Source organism: Pseudomonas fluorescens (assembly GCF_902497785.1).
GTDB classification, from domain to species: domain Bacteria; phylum Pseudomonadota; class Gammaproteobacteria; order Pseudomonadales; family Pseudomonadaceae; genus Aquipseudomonas; species Aquipseudomonas fluorescens_BO.
This window is the reverse complement of the sequence record NZ_CABVHK010000018.1, coordinates 128,158-147,977: the sequence shown is the minus strand read 5'-3', so window position 1 is coordinate 147,977 and position 19,820 is coordinate 128,158. Positions and strand designations below refer to the sequence as shown.

The following is a 19,820-nucleotide window of genomic DNA, read 5'->3' as shown; positions in this document are numbered from 1 at the left end:
GTCAAGGTCAAGAGGTGTTTTCAAAATTGATTGCTCCGCAACATCTGCACAAAGACCTCTCGGTCGGCCAAGTCGCCGCGCGCAGCGGTGTGGCGGTCACGGCGCTGCACTTTTACGAGTCCAAGGGACTGATCAAAAGCATGCGCAATCAGGGCAACCAGCGGCGTTATCCGCGGGAAGTCTTGCGGCGGGTGGCGTTGATCAAGGTGGCTCAGCGCTTGGGCATTCCGTTGGCAGAGATTGGCGCGGCGCTGAAATCGCTGCCGGATAATCGCGCGCCGACGGCCGCGGACTGGAAGCTGTTGTCGGCGCAATGGAGCCGGGAGCTGGATGAGCGGATCAATCAGTTGACCCTGCTCCGGGACCAGCTCAATGGCTGTATTGGCTGTGGGTGTCTGTCGATGGAGGCGTGTCCGCTGCGCAATTGCGGGGACGTGTTGGGGGATCGGGGGACTGGGGCGCAGCTGTTGGAATCCGGGGTTGATCCGGCATAAGCGCCACGGCCTTCGCGAGCAGGCTCGCTCCCACAATGAAATGCGCGAAGGCATTTTCAGGCACAACCTGTTGCATCGCGATTGATGGCTCATGTAGGAGCTGCCGAAGGCTGCGATCTTTTGATCTTGATTTTGACGTAGGCGATGAAAGGTCAAGATCAAAAGATCGCAGCCTTCGGCAGCTCCTACTATCTTTGTACGTTCGCGACATCTTTATCCCACAACAAATCAGGGAGAACCGTCATGAGCGTCAAACCCATTCCAGAGGGTTATCACAGCATCACCCCCTATCTGGGCATCCAGAAAGCTGCCGAAGCCATCGAGTTCTACAAGAAAGCCTTTGGCGCCACTGAAGTCATGCGCCTGTCCATGCCCGACGGCGGCATCGGCCACGCCGAGCTGCGCATTGGCGACTGCCCGATCATGCTGGGTACACCGTGCGATCAGGGGCCGTTGAGCAATCCGGACACATCGCCGTCCGTGGGGCTGCATTTATATGTGAACGATGTGGACAAGTCCTATCAGCAGGCTATCGCAGCCGGCGGCACGGTGGTGTCCGAGGTCAAGGATCAGTTTTACGGCGACCGTTCGGGAACGTTGAAAGATCCGTATGGCCATTTGTGGTTTCTGGCTACGCGCAAGGAGGATTTGACCCAGGAACAGATTGAGCAACGGGCGCAGGAGATGTTTGAGCAGGGTTGAGATCTGCTGGATTCAAAGGCCCCTCGCGGGCAAGCCACGCTCCCACAGGATTGGCGGCACGACAGGGTTCTATGCCCGACCACAAATCCCTGAGGGAGCGTTGCGTTCAACGTAACAGGAAACATTTACTTTCATATACCGGTTCGGGATTTCTGATTCTCATTCGTCTTATATAGATGCAGTCGGTTCGCGTAGGCAAAAGCCACGACCGTACTTTTCATGGACTCCCGCTGGGAAACTCACAGCAGAGGCCCTCTCATCGATACAAGACCTTAATCATGTCGAAGAAATCCCGTTCCAAACTCTGGTTTCTGGTTCACAGCTGGCTGGCCCTGCCCATCTGGTTTTTCGTGCTGATCGTCTGCGTGACCGGCACACTCGCGGTGATCAGCCAGGAAATCGTCTGGCTGGCCAACCCGCAAATGCGCGCCAGCCAACCCTCCGCCGATGCGCCCCTGCTGAGTTATGACCAGATCATCGCAGAGATGAAGAAGGCCGAGCCGAACACGCTGGTCGAGTCCATCAGTCGACCGGACGAATCGCACTTCGCCCTAGACGTGGAGGTCACCTACCCCGACGGCCGCACCACCACGGTCTACGTCAACCCGTACAGTGGGGTGATCCAGGGCACCGCGCCACAATTCAACTTCCAGGCGTTTACCCGCGCATTGCATGGCTGGTGGCTGGTGCCGTTCACCAACGGCTACAGCTGGGGTTGGTACCTGGTGTCGTTCCTGAGCCTGCCGCTGCTGGCGTCGCTGATTACCGGACTGGTGGTCTACAAGCGCTTCTGGAAAGGTTTCTTCCGGCCAACCCTGCGCATTCGTCACGGCGCACGTATTTTCTGGGGCGACTTTCACCGCCTCAGCGGGATCTGGTCGATCTGGTTTATCGCGGTGATTTCCGTCACCAGCACCTGGTTCCTGATCGAAGCGTTCATGTTCGATAACCAGATCACGATTTCCACCGCGCCTGTGGCCCTCGTGGTTCCGCGCGAAAGCGTGCCGGTGACTGCCGACGGCTCGCCCGCGCCGATGATCAGCCTGGAGGCTGCGATCCAACAGGCCAAAGAACGTATTCCCGGCCTCGAAGACAGCTTCGTCAGCCTGCCCGCGAATGCCTACAGTTACCTGTCGGTGGGGGGGCGCAGTTGGTACCCGTTGATGTTCCAGACGGCCGACATTAACCCCTACACCGGCGAGATCGCCGCCACCCGCTTGCTCTCGGACCGTTCGGGCCTGGAACTGGTGACCGAATCGATGCGGCCGCTGCACACCGGGGACTTCGGTGGCCTGTGGATCAAGTTGATCTGGTTCTTCTTCGGCCTGCTCCTGAGCATGATGGTCCTCAGCGGCCTGCTGATCTGGACCAAACGCACCGCCCTGGCCACCGCAAACGCCCTCAAGCGCAGCCATAAACGCCCGCGCGCTGCCGATGCCGCTCCGGTCACAAGCCGCGACACCACGGAGGTCAGCCAATGAGCCTGTTCATCGCGGATAAACCGGGCTCGAAGTTGAGTCGTTTCTGGCACAAATGGCGCTTCCACATCAACGTCCTGCTCTTACTGGTGCCGCTGGGGTTCATGCCCAAGTATTTCGCCGACGCCGCGCTGTTTCGCGGTGATGCCGGTTTGGGTGAACGGGAAATCGGTGAGGTGCAGGTCGGGCCATGGAGCCTGCGTCTGGCGGAATTTCGCAACGAGGCACCGCGGCTCGACGGCCCGGCCGGTCACATGAAGAGCTTCAACGCGGCGTTGTGCGACAGCTGCCGCGAGCAGGTCAAGGCGACTTACCTGCGCATCGGCAAACCGCGCAGCCTGCGCGCCGCCGGGGTGATTTTCTTCGGCACTCCGTACCGCATGGGCGCGATGTTGCCGATCCCGGAAAAAACCAAGGCCGACGCTGAGCTGTGGATCACGATGGAAGGCTGGGACGGCACGATGCATCAAGCGTCAATCCCTCTGAGCCAGGCATCCCCGGCCACCCTCGAATGGCTGAGCAAACAAGGAGGCAAACCATGACCAACGCATTTCGCCCTCTCCCCGCCGTACTGCTGTTGCTGTGCGCCGGTTTCAGTGCCAGCGCCCTGGCCCACAACCCGATGTGCGAGTGCAAGGCCATCGATGCCGAGCAGATCGAATGCACCGGTGGTTTTTCCGACGGCAGCGGCGCACCGGGCGTCACCCTCGATGTGATCGGCTATGACGAAACCATTCTGGTGCCGGGCAAGCTCGGGGCCGACTCCAAGTTGACCTTCAAGAAACCCGGCGCCGAGTTCTACGTACTGTTCGATGCGGGCCCCGGCCACGTGGTCGAGATTGACCAGGCGGACATCCAGACCCCATGAGCACGCCCACTACCCATGTCGTCCGCCCAGCCGGGGCCGGCCACGAAACCCTATTTGTGTTGCTGTTGTGCCTGATGATTCTCGCGGTCGCCGGCTCGGTGGTCGCCTGGCGTCACGAGCCCCAGGAAACCGTCAGCGTCAACAGTCACCAACTGGACGCCCGCCGCGACTTGAGCGCGTCCGAGCAAGGTATCTACGCCGACCTGCGGGTGACGCTGGACGAAATCCACTTGCTGCGTCAGGAACAGCAGGCATTGCCAACACCGGACGTCCTCGCCGGGGAAGGTTTTGCGCCGTTCGCCCAAGACGCCAGCTCCGTCAGCCGTGGCGCCCATGCCTGGCAGTTGCTCGAGGCCAAGGCGTATTTCGGCCAGAGCCAGGCCCCCACGGTGGCGGGCTCGTTTCTGATGCGCCTGACCGCTGACGACGACGCCCCAGACATCTGGCTCAGCCGTGCCGCCGAGCTCAAAGCCCCGGCCGACCTGACTGACGCCGCGCTCGAAAGCGCTGGCTGGCAGCAGATCGTCGCGCAATTCGATGCCGGCGTAACCCGCCAGCACCGGCACTGAACCCTCGCCTTCACCCGAGAGAAGACCGCTTTCCCATGCCTATTTCATCTCAACGTTCATTCTTGCGACCACTGCTGGTCGGCCTGCTTGCCTTGCTGCTGACGCCACTGGCCAGCGCCGACGAAGCCAAGCGTCTGCGCATCGGCATCACCTTGCATCCTTATTACAGCTACGTAGCGAACATTGTCGGCGACAAGGCCGAAGTGGTGCCGCTGATTCCGGCCGGTTTCAACCCGCATGCCTACGAACCCCGCGCCGAAGACATCAAACGCATCAGCGGGCTCGATGTGATCGTGCTCAATGGCGTCGGGCATGACGACTTCGCCGACCGCATGATCGCCGCCAGCGAAACGCCGAACGTGGCCGTGATCGAAGCCAACGAAAACGTACCGCTGCTGGCCGCCACCGGCGTTGCCGCGCGCGGTGCCGGCAAGGTGGTCAACCCGCACACCTTCCTGTCGATCAGCGCGTCGATAGCCCAGGTAAACAACATTGCCCGCGAACTCGGCAAACTCGATCCAGCCAACGCCAAGACCTACACCCAGAACGCCCGCGCCTACGGCAAACGTCTGCGGCAGATGCGTGCCGATGCACTGGCGAAGCTGACCCAGGCGCCGAACGCCGAGCTGCGCGTGGCCACGGTTCACGCGGCTTACGACTACCTGTTGCGTGAGTTCGGCCTCGAAGTGACCGCCGTGGTCGAACCGGCGCACGGCATCGAACCGAGCCCGAGCCAGCTGAAAAAAACCATCGACCAACTGCGCGAACTGGACGTGAAAGTGATCTTCTCGGAGATGGATTTCCCATCCTCCTACGTCGACACCATCCAGCGTGAATCCGGGGTGAAGCTGTACCCGCTGTCGCACATTTCCTACGGCGAATACACCGCCGACAAGTATGAAAAGGAAATGACCGGCAACCTCGACACCGTGGTCCGGGCGATACAGGAGTCGGGGGCATGACGGCCAAGGAAATCATCACCACAGACACCAAATCCCCTGTGGGAGCGAGCCTGCTCGCGAAGAGGGAGTGTCAGTCGACATCGATGTTGACTGACCCATCGCAATCGCGAGCAAGCTCGCTCCCACAGGTCTGCGGGCCTACGCTGGATTTTGCTGAGGTCAGCCTGACGCTGGGCCGCACGACGATCCTCGACCAAGTGACTTTCCAGGTTCAGCCCGGCAGCGTGCACGCGCTGGTCGGTCCGAATGGCGGCGGCAAGAGTTCGCTGATCAAAACCCTGCTCGGGCAGATGCCTCATCAGGGTCGCCTGAGCCTGCAATGGCCGGGCGCACCTGGAACCATCGGTTATGTGCCGCAAGCGCTGGAATTTGATCGCGGCTTGCCGATGACCGTTGACGATTTCATGGCGGCGATGTGTCAACGCCGTCCGGCGTTCCTGGGGCTGAGCAAGCATTACGCAGCAGCGATCGGCGAGGCGCTGGAACGGGTCGGCATGCAGGACAAACGCAAACGGCGCATGGGCGCGCTGTCCGGCGGCGAGCGCCAGCGCGTGTTGCTGGCGCAAGGGCTGATTCCGGCACCGCAATTGCTGGTGCTCGATGAGCCAATGTCGGCCCTCGATGAGGCCGGCATTCGGGTGTTTGAAAAGCTACTCGGCGACTGGCGTGAAAGCGGCATTACCGTGCTGTGGATCGAACATGATCTGGAAGCGGTCGGGCGTCTGGCAGACCGCGTCACGGGGCTCAATCGCCGCGTTTTGTTCGATGCCACACCGAAACAGGCACTGACCCCGGAACGCTTGCTGACCCTGTTTTCGACCCATCCACGGAGCGCTGCCTGATGAGTTACGAAGCCTTTCGTTTAATGGTACAGGGCTGGGCGTCTTCGGGTTATCTGCCGGAAGCGCTGGCGTACGGATTCGTCGTCAACGCCCTGCTCGCCGGTCTGCTGATCGGCCCGGTGCTGGGAGGTTTGGGTACGCTGGTGGTGGTCAAGCGTTTCGCTTTTTTCTCCGAAGCGGTGGGGCACGCGGCATTGACCGGGGTGGCCATCGGCATTTTGCTCGGCGAACCCTACACCGGGCCTTATGGCAGTCTGTTCGGTTACTGCCTGTTGTTCGGGATACTGCTCAACTACCTGCGCAACCGCACCGGCCTGGCGCCGGATACGCTGATCGGCGTATTCCTGTCGGTGTCGTTGGCGCTGGGCGCGAGTCTGCTGCTGATTCTGGCGGGCAAGATCAACGTGCACATTCTGGAAAACGTGCTGTTCGGTTCGGTGCTGACGGTCAATGGCAATGACCTGCTGGTGTTGGCCATCGTCGGTTCGCTGGTCATGGCGCTCGCCCTGCCGCTGTACAACCGCATCATGCTCGCCAGTTTCAACCCGCAACTGGCGGCGGTGCGCGGCGTGGCGGTGAAGACCCTGGATTATCTGTTCGTGATTCTGGTGACGCTGATCACCGTGGCGGCGGTGAAAGTCATTGGCGCGATTCTGGTCGGTGCACTGTTGGTGATTCCAGCGGCGGCGGCGCGGCTGCTCAGTCAATCGTTGAAGGGTTTCTTCTGGTGCTCGGTGCTGATCGCCACGGTCAGCACCCTCTGCGGAATTCTCGCACCGATTGTCTTCGACCTGCCTATCCCGTCCGGCGCCGCGATCATTCTGGTCGCCGGTATCGCCTTCGCCCTCGCCGCCATTGCGCGCGGTGTCGTCCCAAGCCTGAAAGGGAACCTCGGATAAATGTCATTTTCTCTGCGTCGACTGACCCTGGCCGTTGCACTGTGCGGCCTGGTCACTACCTCGTTTGCGGCGGACAACGCCAAACCCTTGCACGTGCTGGCGTCTCTGCCGATCACTTATGGTTTGGGCGAAGTGTTGCTCAAAGGCACTAACGTTATTCTGGAGCGTGCTGCGCCGGCGAACCTGCCGGGCAGTCGTCAGACCGCTTACTTCACCGGCCGTGGCGCGCCGGCGCTGGCCAAACTGGCGAGCGACGCCGATGCAGTGATCGGGCTGCGCTCGCTGTGGGCGGATGATCCGCTGTACCCGATCTCCCGGCGCAGCAACATTCGCATCATCGAAGTCGACGCTGCGCGGCCGGTGGACGGTGCACTGCCCGGCATCGCCGTGCAGCCGGGCAACAAGGTCGATGGCTTGAACAGCCAGCCATGGTTTTCCAGTAACAACATGGGACGGATGGCGGACGTGATGGCGGCGGACCTGGTGCGCCTGGCACCGGAGGCCAAACCGAAAATCGAAGCCAACCTTGCAGCGCTGAAGCAGCGCCTGCTCAAATTCAGCGCCGACAGCGAAGCGCGGCTCGCCAAAGCCGACAATCTGAGTGTGATGAGTCTGAGCGATCATTTTGGCTATCTGATTGGCGGGCTCAATCTGGAACTGGTTGGCCTTGATGCACGACCGGATGCCGAATGGACGCCAGAGGCGTTGAAAGCATTGGGTGCGACACTGAAGGACAATGAAGTAGCGGTGGTGCTGCATCATCGGCAGCCGTCGGACGCGCTCAAAGCAGTGATTGACGAATCGGGCAGTCGATTGGTGGTGTTGAGTGTGGACGCGGCGGATCCGGTGGCCGAACTGGAAGGGAATGTGGATTTGGTGATCAAGGGGTTGAGCGGGGCGTAACGCCAGTCGCCTCGCGTTATTGCTTTTTACCCAGGCTGTGAGTGCGCTGAAGATCCTGTGGGAGCGAGCCTGCTCGCGAATGCGGACTCACATTCAACATTGATGTTGGCTGACCCACCGCCTTCGCGAGCAGGCTCGCTCCCACAGGTTTCGTATCAGATTCACGCAAATACCAGTCCCAAAAAAAGCCCGCTGACCTTACTGGTCCAGCGGGCTTCTTTTTGCTCGAGATCTTCAGGAAGCCACTGCCGCCTGCTCTTCCATCTTCTTGCGCAAACTCAACGGGCGCATGTCCGTCCAGGTCTCTTCAATGTAGGCCAGGCATTCCTTTTTAAACCCACTCTTGCCCACGGTGCGCCAGCCAGCCGGCACGGCTTTGTAGTCAGGCCAGATCGAGTACTGCTCTTCGTGGTTGACCACGACCTGAAAAAGGATGTCCTCGCGGTCGAATACTGACGTCATGGTGTCTCTCCATCGCTGTAAGGTAGGTCGCACTGCGTGTGCAGCCGTTATGTAGAAAGAACGTTGCGCAGCCCGAAAAATTTAGAGGCTGGCGGTTGCGGCGGTCATGGCCCGGCCGAAAATCTGCGCTACATGATCAATTTCCGCTGCGGTAATCACCAGTGGCGGCAAGAAGCGCACCACCCCGCCATGACGCCCACCCAGCTCAAGAATCAACCCACGCTTGAGGCATTCACGCTGCACCAGCGGCGCCATACGACCGAAAATCGGCGGGTGTCCAAGTGCATCCGGCGCGCCCGTCGGGTCAACCAGCTCGACACCGAGCATCAAGCCGCGACCGCGAATATCGCCCATCTGCGCAAAATCCCGCTGCAGAATCCGCAAGTGTTCGCTCAAGCGTTCGCCCATCGCAGCGGCATGCTCGCAGACCTTGTGTTCAACCAGAAAGCGCATCACCGCAGAACCCGCCGCCATCGCCATTTGATTGCCGCGGAACGTCCCGGCATGGGCGCCCGGCAGCCAGGTGTCGAGCCAGTCGCGATAAACCACCACCGCCAGCGGCAGGCTGCCGCCGATGGCCTTGGACATCACCACCACATCCGGAATGATCCCCGCGTGCTCGAACGCGAACATTTTGCCGGTGCGGGCAAAACCGCTCTGGATCTCATCGACGATCAGCGCCACACCGGCCTTTTCGGTGATACGGCGCACGCCGCGCAACCAGTCAAGATCCGCCGGAATCACCCCGCCCTCGCCCTGCACGACTTCGACGATCACCGCAGCCGGCAATTGCACGCCGGCCTCGGGATCGTTCAGCAGAGTGTCGAGATAGTTCAGATTGACCTGCACGCCCTGCGCGCCCCCGAGCCCGAACGGGCAACGGTAATCGTAGGGGTACGGCATAAATTGCACGCCGCTGCTCAGCAGAGCGCCCAAGGGTTTTTTCGGCCCCAGACTGCCCATCAGGCTCAGCGCACCCTGGCTCATGCCGTGATAGCCGCCCTGAAACGACAACACAGTGCTGCGCCCGGTGGCGGTGCGAACCAGTTTCAGCGCGGCTTCCACCGCGTCGGTCCCGGTCGGGCCGCAGAACTGGATTTTCGCTTCCGCCGCCAGGGCCGGCGGCAACAGACCGAACAGGTCCTGGACGAATTGATCCTTGACCGGGGTCGTCAGGTCGAGGGTGTGCAGCGGCAGTTCATCGGTCAGCACTTGCTGGATCGCTTCGATCACCACCGGATGGTTATGCCCCAACGCCAGCGTGCCCGCGCCGGCCAGGCAATCGATGAAGCGCCGGCCTTCGACGTCTTCGACATAAATGCCCTTGGCGCGCTTCAGGGCCAGGGGAATGCGTCGCGGGTAGCTGCGGGCATTGGACTCCTGCTGGCTCTGGCGCACCAGCAGTGGCGAATCGTTGAACTCATACAACGTTTCGGTCGGCGCCGGGGTGATCCGGGCCGACTGATCTTCCATAAGGCTGGTAGCGACTGACATCTCTCGACCCCTCAAAAAGGTTTTCCTGTTCTGGAAACGCATCAAGGCGTCGGGGATTTAGACCCTTGATCAGCTTTCGATGGAGGCAAGGTCAGCGCCTTGTGCATGGGGATGGCATGGAGCCCGGCAACGGTGAAGGCTTGCCCGCAGGGCTGATAACCCAGATGCCGGTAAAACGCTTCGCTGGTCCGGGTGCTGTTTAGCCGGGCCTGCGCCAGCCCGTTGTCGATCAGCCAGCTTTCGAGATCGCGGACCAGCGCCAGTCCCGCACCGCGTCGAAACCATTCCGGCTGCACATAGCAGAACGCAACCTTGCCGCTGATCGTCGCCATGGCGACACCGACCGGTTTTTCCTGCAGCAGGGCGATATTCAGGTACAGGCGCTGGTCGGTCAGCCACGGCTGGATGTTTTCGATGGCCTTGTGGCGGATCCAGGTGTCGACAGTTGACGGGTCGTTGCGATGGTCCAGGGCGCAGCCGACGCGGATGGAACGCTCGATGATCCGGCTGATGATGCCGGCGTCGGCGGGGGTGGCCTTGCAGATGTGTAGGGAGGCATCCATGGCGCTGTGACCTCAATCCATTGAGAAAAAGCTGTCGGCGACGATAGCGCCGCTCGCCGCCGGAACGCCAATGAAGAGAGGTTACATTTGATGTGCAGCCCTGTAGGAGCTGCCGAAGGCTGCGATCTGTTGACCTTTTTTTCGAAGCCAAATCAAAAGATCGCAGCCTTCGGCCGCTCCTATGCGGGGGGAGTCAGATGGACTGCAACGGCATGCTCAGCTCAACGCGCAGCCCATCCGGCCGGCTGTCGAAATGCAGGGTGCAGCCACACCGCTGGACTATCGCCTGGACAATCGCCAGACCCAGACCGCAGCCGGTGCTTTGACCGTTGCGCCAGAATCGTTGGGTCAGGTGTTGCAGATCGTCTGCAGCAATGCCCGGGCCATGGTCGCGGACCACGAAACGTACGCGGTTGCCGGTGGTTTCCAGGTTGAGTTCCACGGCACCGTTATTCGGGGTATGACGCAGTGCGTTATCCAGCAGGTTGCGCAGCGCCGCAATCGACAGCACGGCAGGCATTTGCACCGGGGCATGGGAAAGGGTCGCCGGCATTTTGAACGTGATGCGTTGACGATCACCGCCAGCGGCATCCTGAATCGCCAGTTTTGCCACTTGTTCGGCGCTGCATTGCACGCCGTCATCGAATGACAGACTGCCCTCGACCCGCGCCAGCAACAACAACTGCTCGAGCGTGCGATGCAAACGGTCGGCGCCCTCTTCGGCCCGGGCCAGGGACTGATCCCGCGCCGCGCCATCGGTCATGCGCGCCACTTGCAGATGGGTCTTGATCGCCGTCAGCGGGCTGCGTAACTCGTGAGCCGCATCACCGGTCAGGCGGCGCTCGCGCTCGATGGTCTTGCCGATGCGCAAGAACAACTGGTTCTGGGTGTCCAGCAAGGGTTGCAGTTCACTGGGCAACGGCTGGATCTGCAAGGGCTCCAGCGAGTCGGCACTGCGGCGCATCAAGGCATCGCGCATGCGGTTCAGCGGCGCCAGTCCCTGCCCGATCCCCAGCCACAACAGGCACAGACAACCGATCAACGCTACGCCCACCGGCACCGAAGCGGCGAGCAGGATCGACATGTTCAAGGCTTCACGCTCAATCTGCCGATCGGCGGTGGTGATGCGCACATCGCCACGGGCCAGGGTAAAGCTGCGCCATGGCGCGCCATCGATCATCTGATCGTGGAAACCCAATCGTTCGGCTTCCAGGGTTTGCTGCGGATCGGCGTGACTGCGGGCAAGGATTTCACCGCGCAGCGAGCTGACCTGACACGCCATGCCACCCGGAATGTTCAGCTGTTCGGCACTGAAGTGAGTGCCGTCGCCCTTGCTCGGCAATGCCGGCAGTTGTTCCATCAGGCCGGCAACCATGCGCGCCGACGCCACCAGCCGCTGGTCGAGGGAAAACATCATTTGGTTGCGCAGGTCACTGAGCATCCAGGCCGCCGCCAGCGCCCAGATCAGTGCAAAAGCGGCGCCGAGTGTCAGGCTCAGGCGCAAACGCAGGCTCATCACTTTTTCAATTCCTCACCACCATCGGCCGGCCCCAGGCGATAGCCCAGGCCGCGCACGGTCTCAACAATGCCATTGCCGAGTTTGCGCCGCAGATGATGGATATGCACGTTGAGCGCGTTGCTTTCCAGTTCGTCGTTGAAACCGTAGACGCTGTCCTTCAATTGCTCAGTGGACAGCACCCGGCCACGGTTATGCAGCAAGGCTTGCAACAGCGACTGTTCGCGGCGGGAAAGGTCCACCGACTGACCGCCGAGCATGGTTTCGCGGCTGCTCGGGTCGTATGTCAGTCGACCGTGTTCGATCAGGTTGACGCTGCGTCCCGCCACTCGCCGCAATAAGGTGTGCAGGCGTGCGGCGAGTTCGCGCAGGTCGAACGGCTTGAGCAGGTAATCATCGGCGCCCGCCTGAAGTCCGTCGACACGGTCGGTGACCGAATCCCGCGCGGTGAGAATCAGCACCGGGATTTCCAGCCCGCCATGGCGCAGCTGTTGCAGCAACTTCAAACCGTCTTCATCGGGCAGACCGAGGTCGAGCACCATCACGTCGAACTCGGCGACCTTGAGCATCGCCCGCGCCGCCGAGGCGGTGGCCACGTGCTCGACCGTCAGGCCCTGAGCGGTGAGGCCGGCGACAATGCCGCTGGCGATCAGCTCGTCGTCTTCGCAAACCAGTACGTGCATGCGGGAGCCCCCAAGGCAAAAACGCGAGTCAAACAGGTGAGGATTAAGGCGCAATTATGGCAAACGCTCCCGGCAACGAACAGCACTGTTTTCATCCATTAATTAGAACAAACAAGCGTTCTAACCAAGTTGCAAACCGAAACACTCAACCCTAAAAAAAGTCTATAAAAAACCCAATACTTAAATATAAGATTTGCTCGACAGCAAAACACCCAATCAAACAACTCACCCACAACTACCCACTAAACAGAATGGAAAAAAATCATGCCTAAACTAAATAATTTTGTCGCCGTCGACTGGCGCTCAGGAAAAGATCGTTGCTACTTCTTCTTCAAAGATACAAACACTTTTTCGCGATACAACAACAGTGATGATAGCGTTCCAGCGGGCTATCCCGCCGCGATAAATCAAAACAGCTGGGGAGCCTTCCACCCGCACGCAAAAAACTTGCGCTTCGGATTCTCCACAGACCGGATCGTCGGGAGCGACAGAGTTGGATGGGATACCGATATCCTTTGGTTATTTTATTACGATGGAAAAACGCCCATGGTATGCGAATACGATCAGGATTCAGACGTGCCCGTCAGTTTCACGCCCGTCAGCGAATCGATATGGAGCATGCTACTGCCCTACTTCGATAACATTATTGCAGGCACCTTCTGGCAACGACCTTTTAGATCCAGCGGCGACACCACTTTCAGATTCATTTTAAACAATGGCAAATACCTCGAACTTGACTGGCACAGCAAAAAACTTGTCGTCGCCGACATCAACAACAGTACCTGGCCAGGTCTCGCACCGTACGCCGCTTATGCTGAACAATTCATCACCGCGGTACAGATAGATGGCGACCTATTGAACGACAGATTTCTGTATATCTTCATGACCGGGCATGTTTACCTGAAATACAACATCAGTAAAAGCCGCCTGGAGGGCGGGGGTGTAAAAAACGTCGGCGATCACTGGAACGGGCTGCTCCGCGGTTGAATTGCAAATACCCATTTAACAACCCTGAAAAACAGAAAGGAATCTGACATGCCAGCACTCAAAAATTTTGTTGCCGTCGATTGGCGAGCCGGCAAGGATAAAATTTACTTTTTCTTCAAGGACATCAACAAATATTCCCGTTTTGATCTTGCTGTCGGTGCGGTCGAACCGGGATATCCCAAAAATATCAACGCCAGCAACTGGCATGACTTTCACTCGCACGCCAAGGACCTGCGTTTCGGTTTCACGACGACCGCATTTCATTCGAAAATAGACGGTTCGCACACTGAGAGTGCATTAGAACTTGATGTTTTATGGCTCTTTTATTACGTGGACGATACACCCACGGTGTGCCGGTACGACCAGGATCTGGACAAGGTCCTTAGCGTTCAGCGCGTGAAAGACTCGAAATGGCATCAGTTGCTTCCCTATTTCGACCGAATCGTTGCCGGCACATGGTGGTATCCTCGTGGCCACCCTAACGCCTTTCGCTTTTTCTTAAACGACGGCAACTTCCTCAACCTGGAACTCATCTACGAGGGCGTCTACAAGTTTCCGAAGATCAACCACGTCCCTATCACGGACAAATACTACCCGGGACTAGAGCGCTACAAAAATCGAATTATTGGCGCCGTTCAAAATGACCACCCAACCTTTAACCGTTATTACTATATTTTCCTGACAAACAACGAGTGCATCAGATACAACATCGGAGACAACCGAATCGAGACTGGTCCGGTCAAAATCAACGACGAAACCTGGCCAGGCTTGTTGCGCGACTGAATGCCTGGCGAGCTTTCAACACGCGGTTGATCGTGCCTCATCTGTTTGTTTCTAGTCTCTCGATAGAAATTTCAGCAACGCCATACATATATACCGCACATAGGGGCGCACTGTTCAATAGTCTGAGTCGGGTAGCAATCAATCCAATTCAACTGAAACAGGTACTTATCATGTATTCCCATGCAAGCGTTTTAGCGACCCTATTCAACCTCTGTGACACCCTGAGCAGCCGCGTGAACCAAATTAAAGATCAAACCAGTGAAGCCGCCGCCAAGGGGTTGGCGTTATATAACCTCGGCGAATTTGCACAGGCGAAAACTTATCTGACGATTGGTGCCAGCGCCGGCGACAGTGCCTCGCAATACGCGCTGGGTGAGGTAACAAGGCGCCAGGCAGGTAGTGTGACCGACGACGCAAAAAAATGGTTTCAACTGGCTGGCGCCCAGAACCACGTTTACGCCCTGATACGACTGGCGGACGCCGCCTCACTCAAAAAAGCCAAGGACCTGGCACAGGCCAATGCCGATAAAGGCGATGCTGAAGCCATGCTTGAGCTTTACGAAATGGATCAAAAGATCGAAACCCTGAAAAAGGCAGCGGACGCCGGCTCCATGGAGGCCAAGTACATCCTCGCGGTCAAATACGACAAAGACCAGACGCTGATTGCCGATGGCGTATTACGTCGCTCGACCATCGACACCCTGTTGCAAACCGCCGCCGTTGGCGGTTTTTCGAAAGCGATCCACTGGTATGCCAACCGCCCTCCTGTCAGCGTGAATCTTCCCGTCAGGCGCCAATGGATGGAAAAACGCGCAGCGCTCAGCGACGTCAATGGGCTGTTGGAATACGGGTATGCACTCGGCGGTGTCTACGCCAATGACGACGGCGTCGATACCGAATACGGAACCACGCAAGACCTGGTCAAAGGGTACGGCTTGATCTGGCTGGTTATCGAAACCACGCGAGAGTTTCGTCGACACACCGAAGCAAGGGGGAACCTCGCGGCTATCGCCGAGGATATGACGCAAGAACAAATCACCGCGGGTAAAGCTTTCGCGAAACAATGGGAGCTCACTCATCCTGCGATGTCCGAGTTCAGGCTGACGTTCAACGACGTCGGCTAATCCGGCCCGGTGTACAGGCGCGCGGTTAATCATCGGTTAATCGCCGCCTCCCATTGTGCACCCCACCTGCACAGGGAAAGGCTTACCCATGCGTCGTCTGTTTTTATTTTTTGTTCTCTTGATCTCGGCTGTGGCCCAGGCAGGGACCAGTCCGTTCGATACCAAACCTGAATTTCTGCCGGTGGAAAAGGCGTTTGTCTTCACCTCCGAGCGCCTCGACTCCGGTGAAACCCAGCTCTACTGGCAGATCACCGACGGTTATTACCTTTACCAGAAACGCATGAAGTTCGACGGGTTGCCCGCCGAGCTGCATCCGGTATTGCCTGAAGGCGAATCCCACAGTGATGAATTCTTCGGCGAACAGCCGGTTTATCGGCAGGGGCTGGAACTGAAGATCCCAGCCGGAGCTACCGGCCAGATCAAGGTTGGCTTCCAGGGCTGTGCCGATGCCGGTTTGTGTTACCCGCCGCAAACCCAGGTCGTGGACCTTGGCGGTAATGCGGCCACTCTTTTAAAGAATGAAGCGCCGGATCAAACGCTGGCCAGCGGTCTGCAAACACGGGCGTTGGGCTGGAGTCTGCTGGTGTTTTTCGGACTCGGCCTGCTATTGGCCTTCACCCCGTGTTCATTGCCGATGTTGCCGATTCTGGCTGGCCTGATCGTCGGCAGCGGCGCCTCGCCACGACGCGGGTTTGCCTTGGCCACCAGCTATGTCGTATGCATGGCGCTGGTGTATGCCGCGATGGGTGTTGTGGCCGCACTGCTCGGGGCGAATGTGCAGGCGCTGTTGCAGAACCCCTGGTTGCTGGGCAGTTTCGCCGCGGTGTTTGTGTTGTTGGCGTTGCCGATGTTCGGCTTCTTCGAGTTGCAACTGCCGGTGGCGGTGCGTGATCGACTGGAAAACGTCTCGCGCAATCAGCGCGGTGGCAGCCTGATTGGCGCCGGCGTGCTGGGCGCATTGTCCGGTTTGCTGGTCGGCCCGTGCATGACTGCGCCGCTGGCGGGCGCCCTGCTTTACATCGCGCAAAGCGGCAATGCGCTGCACGGTGGCTTGATCCTGTTCGCCATGGGCATCGGCATCGGCATACCGCTGTTGTTGCTGGTGACGGTCGGCAATCGCTTCCTGCCCAAACCCGGCGCCTGGATGAACCTGCTCAAAGGTGTGTTCGGTTTTCTGTTTCTCGCCACAGCGCTGTTGATGTTGCGGCCGGTGCTGGATGAGTCGCTATGGGTCGGCCTGTGGGGTGCGTTGCTGTTGATTGCCGCCTACAGTGCCTGGAAACAATCGGACGGTTTCGGCCGCGTGGCGCAACTGTTCGGAGCCAGCTCCTTGCTGCTCGGCGTGTGGGGCAGTTTGTTGATGATTGGTGCGGCGGGCGGCAGCGATGATCTGTTCAAACCGTTGCAGGTCTACAGCGCTTCAAACTCAAGCACCGTTGCCGGTCCCGTCGGTCATGAGGCCTTCACCACCATCAAGGATCCCGCCGCGCTGCAACGGGAACTCGACGCGGCACAGGCGCAAGGCCAGTGGGTGCTGCTCGACTACTACGCCGACTGGTGCGTGTCGTGCAAAGTCATGGAAAAAACCGTCTTCGGCAAACCTCACGTCCTCGCCGCCTTGAGCGATGTGCGCTTGCTACGGCTGGACGTCACCGCCGACAATGCCGCCAGCCGCGAACTGCTCGGCCGTTATAAAGTGCCGGGGCCGCCGAGTTTTCTGTGGATCGGCGCCGACGGCATCGAACGGCGCAGCCAGCGCATCACCGGAGAGGTCGATGCCGACACCTTCCTGCAACGCTGGACCACCACCCGAGACGCCCGTTAATGCTGACTTTTACCCTCGGCACGTTTGCCATCGCGCTTAACCATCTGCTGCTGATCAGTGCCCTGGCACTGGCGACGTTTGTCGGCTGGCGGGTGGCCAAACGCGGTGGTGAGAATCCCGAGTCGGTACTGTTCAGCCTGTTTTTATTGGGCATGCTGGCAGCCCGGATCAGTTTCGTGGCGCTTTACTGGGCACATTATCGGGATGATCCGTGGCAAGTCATCGACCTGCGCGACGGTGGTTTTCTCGCCTGGCCAGGGGTCATTGCGTTGGTGCTCGCCGCGATGTATCGCGGCTGGCGTCGCCCGGGCCTGCGCCGTCCGCTGGGCTTCGGCGTCGGCAGCGGCCTGGCATTCTGGCTGCTCGCAACCTTCTCCCTGACGATTTACGAACAAGGCACGCGCCTGCCCGACATTACATTGCGCAATGCCGCTGGTGAGACCGTGCAACTGGCCGACTACAAGGGTGGCCCGCTGGTGATCAATCTCTGGGCCACCTGGTGCCCACCGTGCCGCCGCGAAATGCCGGTGCTGGAAAACGCCCAGCAACACCGCCCGGACCTGACCTTCCTGTTCGTCAATCAGGCGGAAAGCATGCAAAGCGTCAGTACTTATCTGGAAACCCAGGGCTTGAGCCTGTCCAACGTGTTGTTCGATGGCGGCGGCCGTCTGGGTCAGGCCGTCGGTTCCATGGCGTTGCCGACTACGCTGTTCTATAGCCCCGAAGGTCGCTTGTTGGGCAGCCATCTGGGCGAACTGTCGGAAGCGAGCCTGGCTCGCGCCCTGGAAAACTTTGACACCGCGAATCCGGCCACACCTTCCACCTCTTCAAGGAAACTGCCATGCCCCGCCTCCGCCACTTGCTGACGCTGACCCTGGGCGCCGCCCTGCTGCACCTGCCGTCGGTACAGGCTGCCGAAGAATTGCCCGAAGCGATCAAGAAGATCGAAGCCAAAGGCGCGAAGATCGTTGGCCAGTTCGATGCGCCTGACGGCCTGCGCGGTTATGCCGCCCAGTACCAGAGCCGCGCCATGGCGCTGTACCTGACGCCGGATGGCAAGCACGTGTTGCTGGGCAATCTGTACGACGCCGAAGGCAACGACCTGAGCAGCGCGCCGTTGCAGAAACTGGTTTACGCACCGATGGCCAAGGAAGTCTGGGGCAAGATGGAAGCCAGCAACTGGATCGGTGACGGCAACAAGGACGCACCGCGCGTGGTGTACCTGTTCAGCGATCCGAACTGCCCTTACTGCAACATGTTCTGGGAACAGGCGCGGCCGTGGGTGAAGGCCGGCAAGGTGCAGTTGCGGCACATCATGGTCGGGATCATCCGCGAAGACAGCCCGGGGAAATCCGCCGCGCTGCTCGCAGCCAAAGATCCGCAAAAAGCCCTGCAGGACCACGAAAGTGCCGGCAAGGCCAGCTCGCTCAAGGCCCTCAAAGACGTCCCGCCCGCGATTCAGGCGAAACTGGCGGCGAACATGCAGTTGATGGAAGACCTGGAACTGCAGGCCACACCAGCGATTTTCTACATGGACGACAAGGGTGAGTTGCAACAGCAACAAGGCGCGCCTTCACCAGAGAAGTTGGTGAAGATCCTCGGGCCAAAATAAATAGTCCTGCCGCAGATTTTGTGGTGCCACCTTCGCGAGCAGGCTCGCTCCCACCTTGGAATGCATTCCTCCTGTGGGAGCGAGCCTGCTCGCGAAGACGTCAGTACAAACGACTAATTTCTCTGGACCAGAAACTCCACAAGCACCTCAGTCACAAACCGCGGATTCTCCAGATTGGAGATATGCCCTGCCTCCGGCACCAGCACAAACGGGCAACCGATCAGCCCGGCCATCTCTTTCCCTTCGGCCGGCGGCCGCGGGATGTCCTGATCGCCACCCATCACCAGCGTGGTATGGCCCTTCAACTCGCCCAGACGCGACAACAGGTCATCGCGCCCAAAGGTAATCCGGCCCATCGGCACGATGCTTTCGCGCAGACGATCCGCTGGCAGTGCGGCCAGCGCAGCCCGGAAACCCTGATAGAGCGCCGACTGCGGATCGATGCCGGGACGGAAGAAGATCGGCACGATGATATCCAGCAACGCAGGGGTTACCTCGCCGGTGTCTTCGATCTGCTTTAACAATGAGAAATAATAGTCGCGGGTCGGCTCCGGCTCACTGCCGAGATAAGTGTCCATCAGCACCAGACCCTGGATGCGCTGCGGCGCCGCCAACGCCAGACGCGCTCCCCACATGCCACCGACCGAAAGGCCGATCAGCGTGACGCGATCGATCTCCAGATGATCCAGCAACTTCAGCTGCTGACGTGCGATGTCATCCAGCGATGTGGTGCCGGCGGGCAGTGGCCCGGATTGACCATGGGCCCACAGGTCCGGGGCGATCACCCGGTAATGTTGCGACAGGGCAAGAACCTGTGGCACCCATTGGGCGTGGTCCCACAGGTAGCTGCCGGCCAGCAGCACGGCCGGGCCGGTGCCTTGATCGATGTAGTGAAGCTTTTGTCCGTCAATCGTAACGAAGGGCATTGGCTGTCTCCGCAGGCAGAAATGGAGTGGGGAGACTGGTCTGCCAGTCACCCACAGTCAATCGCGAAAATGTACGGGTTTGTACCGTTGGATTTTTGGTGTTTGAACTGACGTCTTCGCGAGCAGGC

The 19,820-nt window shown here is 59.6% G+C and carries 22 protein-coding genes; 16 read left to right on the top strand and 6 right to left on the bottom strand.

The genetic code is table 11. The annotated features are described in order from the left end of the window. Window positions 1-26 precede the first annotated feature (26 nt). From soxR to F8N62_RS24835, 10 genes are all read left to right on the top strand, one after another. Complete coding sequence (gene soxR / locus F8N62_RS24880) at window positions 27-494, top strand: redox-sensitive transcriptional activator SoxR (RefSeq protein ID WP_150713153.1); 468 nt, start codon at window positions 27-29, stop codon at window positions 492-494. A gap of 243 nt (window positions 495-737) precedes the next feature. Next, on the top strand, window positions 738-1,196 hold the full coding sequence (locus F8N62_RS24875; protein ID WP_150713152.1) for a VOC family protein: 459 nt from the start codon (window positions 738-740) through the stop codon (window positions 1,194-1,196). A 278-nt stretch (window positions 1,197-1,474) separates the two neighbouring features. Further along, window positions 1,475-2,677, top strand: a complete 1,203-nt coding sequence (locus tag F8N62_RS24870; protein WP_150713151.1) for a PepSY-associated TM helix domain-containing protein — start codon at window positions 1,475-1,477, stop codon at window positions 2,675-2,677. After that, window positions 2,674-3,216 (top strand): thiamine pyrophosphate-binding protein, encoded by a 543-nt coding sequence (locus tag F8N62_RS24865; RefSeq protein WP_150713150.1) that lies wholly within the window; start codon window positions 2,674-2,676, stop codon window positions 3,214-3,216. Before F8N62_RS24870 ends, F8N62_RS24865 begins: the two co-directional genes overlap by 4 nt. Next, window positions 3,213-3,542 carry a hypothetical protein gene (locus F8N62_RS24860; protein ID WP_150713149.1) on the top strand — a complete coding sequence of 110 codons (330 nt, stop codon included), beginning with the start codon at window positions 3,213-3,215 and terminating at the stop codon, window positions 3,540-3,542. Before F8N62_RS24865 ends, F8N62_RS24860 begins: the two co-directional genes overlap by 4 nt. Further along, window positions 3,539-4,111 (top strand): DUF6162 family protein, encoded by a 573-nt coding sequence (locus F8N62_RS24855; RefSeq protein ID WP_150713148.1) that lies wholly within the window; start codon window positions 3,539-3,541, stop codon window positions 4,109-4,111. The genes F8N62_RS24860 and F8N62_RS24855 overlap by 4 nt, the downstream gene beginning before the upstream one ends. A gap of 35 nt (window positions 4,112-4,146) precedes the next feature. Continuing rightward, entirely contained in the window at window positions 4,147-5,073 is a 927-nt protein-coding gene (locus tag F8N62_RS24850) for a metal ABC transporter substrate-binding protein (protein ID WP_150713147.1), read from the top strand. A gap of 83 nt (window positions 5,074-5,156) precedes the next feature. Continuing rightward, a complete protein-coding gene (locus F8N62_RS24845; protein ID WP_191632436.1) occupies window positions 5,157-5,915 on the top strand; it encodes a metal ABC transporter ATP-binding protein in 759 nt (252 codons plus the stop codon). Beyond that, a complete protein-coding gene (locus F8N62_RS24840; RefSeq protein ID WP_003226663.1) occupies window positions 5,915-6,814 on the top strand; it encodes a metal ABC transporter permease in 900 nt (299 codons plus the stop codon). The genes F8N62_RS24845 and F8N62_RS24840 overlap by 1 nt, the downstream gene beginning before the upstream one ends. After that, window positions 6,815-7,717 (top strand): metal ABC transporter substrate-binding protein, encoded by a 903-nt coding sequence (locus F8N62_RS24835; protein ID WP_150713145.1) that lies wholly within the window; start codon window positions 6,815-6,817, stop codon window positions 7,715-7,717. A gap of 234 nt (window positions 7,718-7,951) precedes the next feature. Here F8N62_RS24835 and F8N62_RS24830 read toward each other — a convergent pair whose 3' ends face one another. From F8N62_RS24830 to F8N62_RS24810, 5 genes are all read right to left on the bottom strand, one after another. Beyond that, the gene (locus F8N62_RS24830) at window positions 7,952-8,179 is read right to left on the bottom strand and encodes an MbtH family protein (RefSeq protein WP_150713144.1); all 228 of its coding nucleotides are present in this window, start codon (window positions 8,177-8,179) and stop codon (window positions 7,952-7,954) included. Window positions 8,180-8,260: 81 nt separating this feature from the next. Further along, window positions 8,261-9,673 carry an aspartate aminotransferase family protein gene (locus F8N62_RS24825; protein ID WP_150713143.1) on the bottom strand — a complete coding sequence of 471 codons (1,413 nt, stop codon included), beginning with the start codon at window positions 9,671-9,673 and terminating at the stop codon, window positions 8,261-8,263. A 41-nt stretch (window positions 9,674-9,714) separates the two neighbouring features. Continuing rightward, window positions 9,715-10,236, bottom strand: coding sequence for a GNAT family N-acetyltransferase (locus F8N62_RS24820; RefSeq protein WP_150713142.1), 522 nt, complete (start codon window positions 10,234-10,236; stop codon window positions 9,715-9,717). 193 nt (window positions 10,237-10,429) lie between these two features. Next, entirely contained in the window at window positions 10,430-11,755 is a 1,326-nt protein-coding gene (locus tag F8N62_RS24815) for an ATP-binding protein (protein ID WP_150713141.1), read from the bottom strand. Then, window positions 11,752-12,435: a response regulator gene (locus F8N62_RS24810; protein ID WP_150713140.1), complete on the bottom strand. Its 684-nt coding sequence runs from the start codon at window positions 12,433-12,435 to the stop codon at window positions 11,752-11,754. Before F8N62_RS24810 ends, F8N62_RS24815 begins: the two co-directional genes overlap by 4 nt. A 264-nt stretch (window positions 12,436-12,699) precedes the next feature. On the opposite strand from F8N62_RS24810, the gene F8N62_RS24805 reads away from it, so the two are divergent. From F8N62_RS24805 to dsbG, 6 genes are all read left to right on the top strand, one after another. Next, entirely contained in the window at window positions 12,700-13,422 is a 723-nt protein-coding gene (locus tag F8N62_RS24805) for a hypothetical protein (RefSeq protein ID WP_150713139.1), read from the top strand. A 48-nt stretch (window positions 13,423-13,470) separates the two neighbouring features. Further along, window positions 13,471-14,205: a hypothetical protein gene (locus F8N62_RS24800; protein WP_150713138.1), complete on the top strand. Its 735-nt coding sequence runs from the start codon at window positions 13,471-13,473 to the stop codon at window positions 14,203-14,205. Between the two features lie 170 nt (window positions 14,206-14,375). After that, window positions 14,376-15,329 (top strand): sel1 repeat family protein, encoded by a 954-nt coding sequence (locus tag F8N62_RS24795; RefSeq protein WP_150713137.1) that lies wholly within the window; start codon window positions 14,376-14,378, stop codon window positions 15,327-15,329. 88 nt (window positions 15,330-15,417) lie between these two features. Continuing rightward, on the top strand, window positions 15,418-17,154 hold the full coding sequence (gene dsbD / locus F8N62_RS24790; protein WP_150713136.1) for a protein-disulfide reductase DsbD: 1,737 nt from the start codon (window positions 15,418-15,420) through the stop codon (window positions 17,152-17,154). Further along, window positions 17,154-18,020 (top strand): TlpA disulfide reductase family protein, encoded by an 867-nt coding sequence (locus F8N62_RS24785; RefSeq protein ID WP_150713135.1) that lies wholly within the window; start codon window positions 17,154-17,156, stop codon window positions 18,018-18,020. Before dsbD ends, F8N62_RS24785 begins: the two co-directional genes overlap by 1 nt. Continuing rightward, window positions 17,996-18,766, top strand: coding sequence for a thiol:disulfide interchange protein DsbG (gene dsbG / locus F8N62_RS24780; protein WP_150713134.1), 771 nt, complete (start codon window positions 17,996-17,998; stop codon window positions 18,764-18,766). Before F8N62_RS24785 ends, dsbG begins: the two co-directional genes overlap by 25 nt. Before the next feature lie 113 nt (window positions 18,767-18,879). Here dsbG and F8N62_RS24775 read toward each other — a convergent pair whose 3' ends face one another. Then, complete coding sequence (locus tag F8N62_RS24775; RefSeq protein WP_150713133.1) at window positions 18,880-19,692, bottom strand: alpha/beta fold hydrolase; 813 nt, start codon at window positions 19,690-19,692, stop codon at window positions 18,880-18,882. Between the last annotated feature and the right edge of the window lie 128 nt (window positions 19,693-19,820).

Coding starts and splice junctions, on each gene's coding strand:
- F8N62_RS24805 (WP_150713139.1), top strand. CDS start 12,700: ATGCCTAAACTAAATAATTTTGTCGCCGTCGACTGGCGCTCAGGAAAA.
- F8N62_RS24870 (WP_150713151.1), top strand. CDS start 1,475: ATGTCGAAGAAATCCCGTTCCAAACTCTGGTTTCTGGTTCACAGCTGG.
- F8N62_RS24775 (WP_150713133.1), bottom strand. CDS start 19,692: ATGCCCTTCGTTACGATTGACGGACAAAAGCTTCACTACATCGATCAA.
- dsbD (WP_150713136.1), top strand. CDS start 15,418: ATGCGTCGTCTGTTTTTATTTTTTGTTCTCTTGATCTCGGCTGTGGCC.
- F8N62_RS24825 (WP_150713143.1), bottom strand. CDS start 9,673: ATGTCAGTCGCTACCAGCCTTATGGAAGATCAGTCGGCCCGGATCACC.
- F8N62_RS24845 (WP_191632436.1), top strand. CDS start 5,157: ATGTTGACTGACCCATCGCAATCGCGAGCAAGCTCGCTCCCACAGGTC.
- F8N62_RS24875 (WP_150713152.1), top strand. CDS start 738: ATGAGCGTCAAACCCATTCCAGAGGGTTATCACAGCATCACCCCCTAT.
- F8N62_RS24850 (WP_150713147.1), top strand. CDS start 4,147: ATGCCTATTTCATCTCAACGTTCATTCTTGCGACCACTGCTGGTCGGC.
- F8N62_RS24840 (WP_003226663.1), top strand. CDS start 5,915: ATGAGTTACGAAGCCTTTCGTTTAATGGTACAGGGCTGGGCGTCTTCG.
- F8N62_RS24865 (WP_150713150.1), top strand. CDS start 2,674: ATGAGCCTGTTCATCGCGGATAAACCGGGCTCGAAGTTGAGTCGTTTC.
- F8N62_RS24820 (WP_150713142.1), bottom strand. CDS start 10,236: ATGGATGCCTCCCTACACATCTGCAAGGCCACCCCCGCCGACGCCGGC.
- F8N62_RS24860 (WP_150713149.1), top strand. CDS start 3,213: ATGACCAACGCATTTCGCCCTCTCCCCGCCGTACTGCTGTTGCTGTGC.
- F8N62_RS24835 (WP_150713145.1), top strand. CDS start 6,815: ATGTCATTTTCTCTGCGTCGACTGACCCTGGCCGTTGCACTGTGCGGC.
- F8N62_RS24830 (WP_150713144.1), bottom strand. CDS start 8,179: ATGACGTCAGTATTCGACCGCGAGGACATCCTTTTTCAGGTCGTGGTC.
- F8N62_RS24785 (WP_150713135.1), top strand. CDS start 17,154: ATGCTGACTTTTACCCTCGGCACGTTTGCCATCGCGCTTAACCATCTG.
- F8N62_RS24810 (WP_150713140.1), bottom strand. CDS start 12,435: ATGCACGTACTGGTTTGCGAAGACGACGAGCTGATCGCCAGCGGCATT.
- F8N62_RS24795 (WP_150713137.1), top strand. CDS start 14,376: ATGTATTCCCATGCAAGCGTTTTAGCGACCCTATTCAACCTCTGTGAC.
- F8N62_RS24800 (WP_150713138.1), top strand. CDS start 13,471: ATGCCAGCACTCAAAAATTTTGTTGCCGTCGATTGGCGAGCCGGCAAG.
- dsbG (WP_150713134.1), top strand. CDS start 17,996: ATGCCCCGCCTCCGCCACTTGCTGACGCTGACCCTGGGCGCCGCCCTG.
- F8N62_RS24855 (WP_150713148.1), top strand. CDS start 3,539: ATGAGCACGCCCACTACCCATGTCGTCCGCCCAGCCGGGGCCGGCCAC.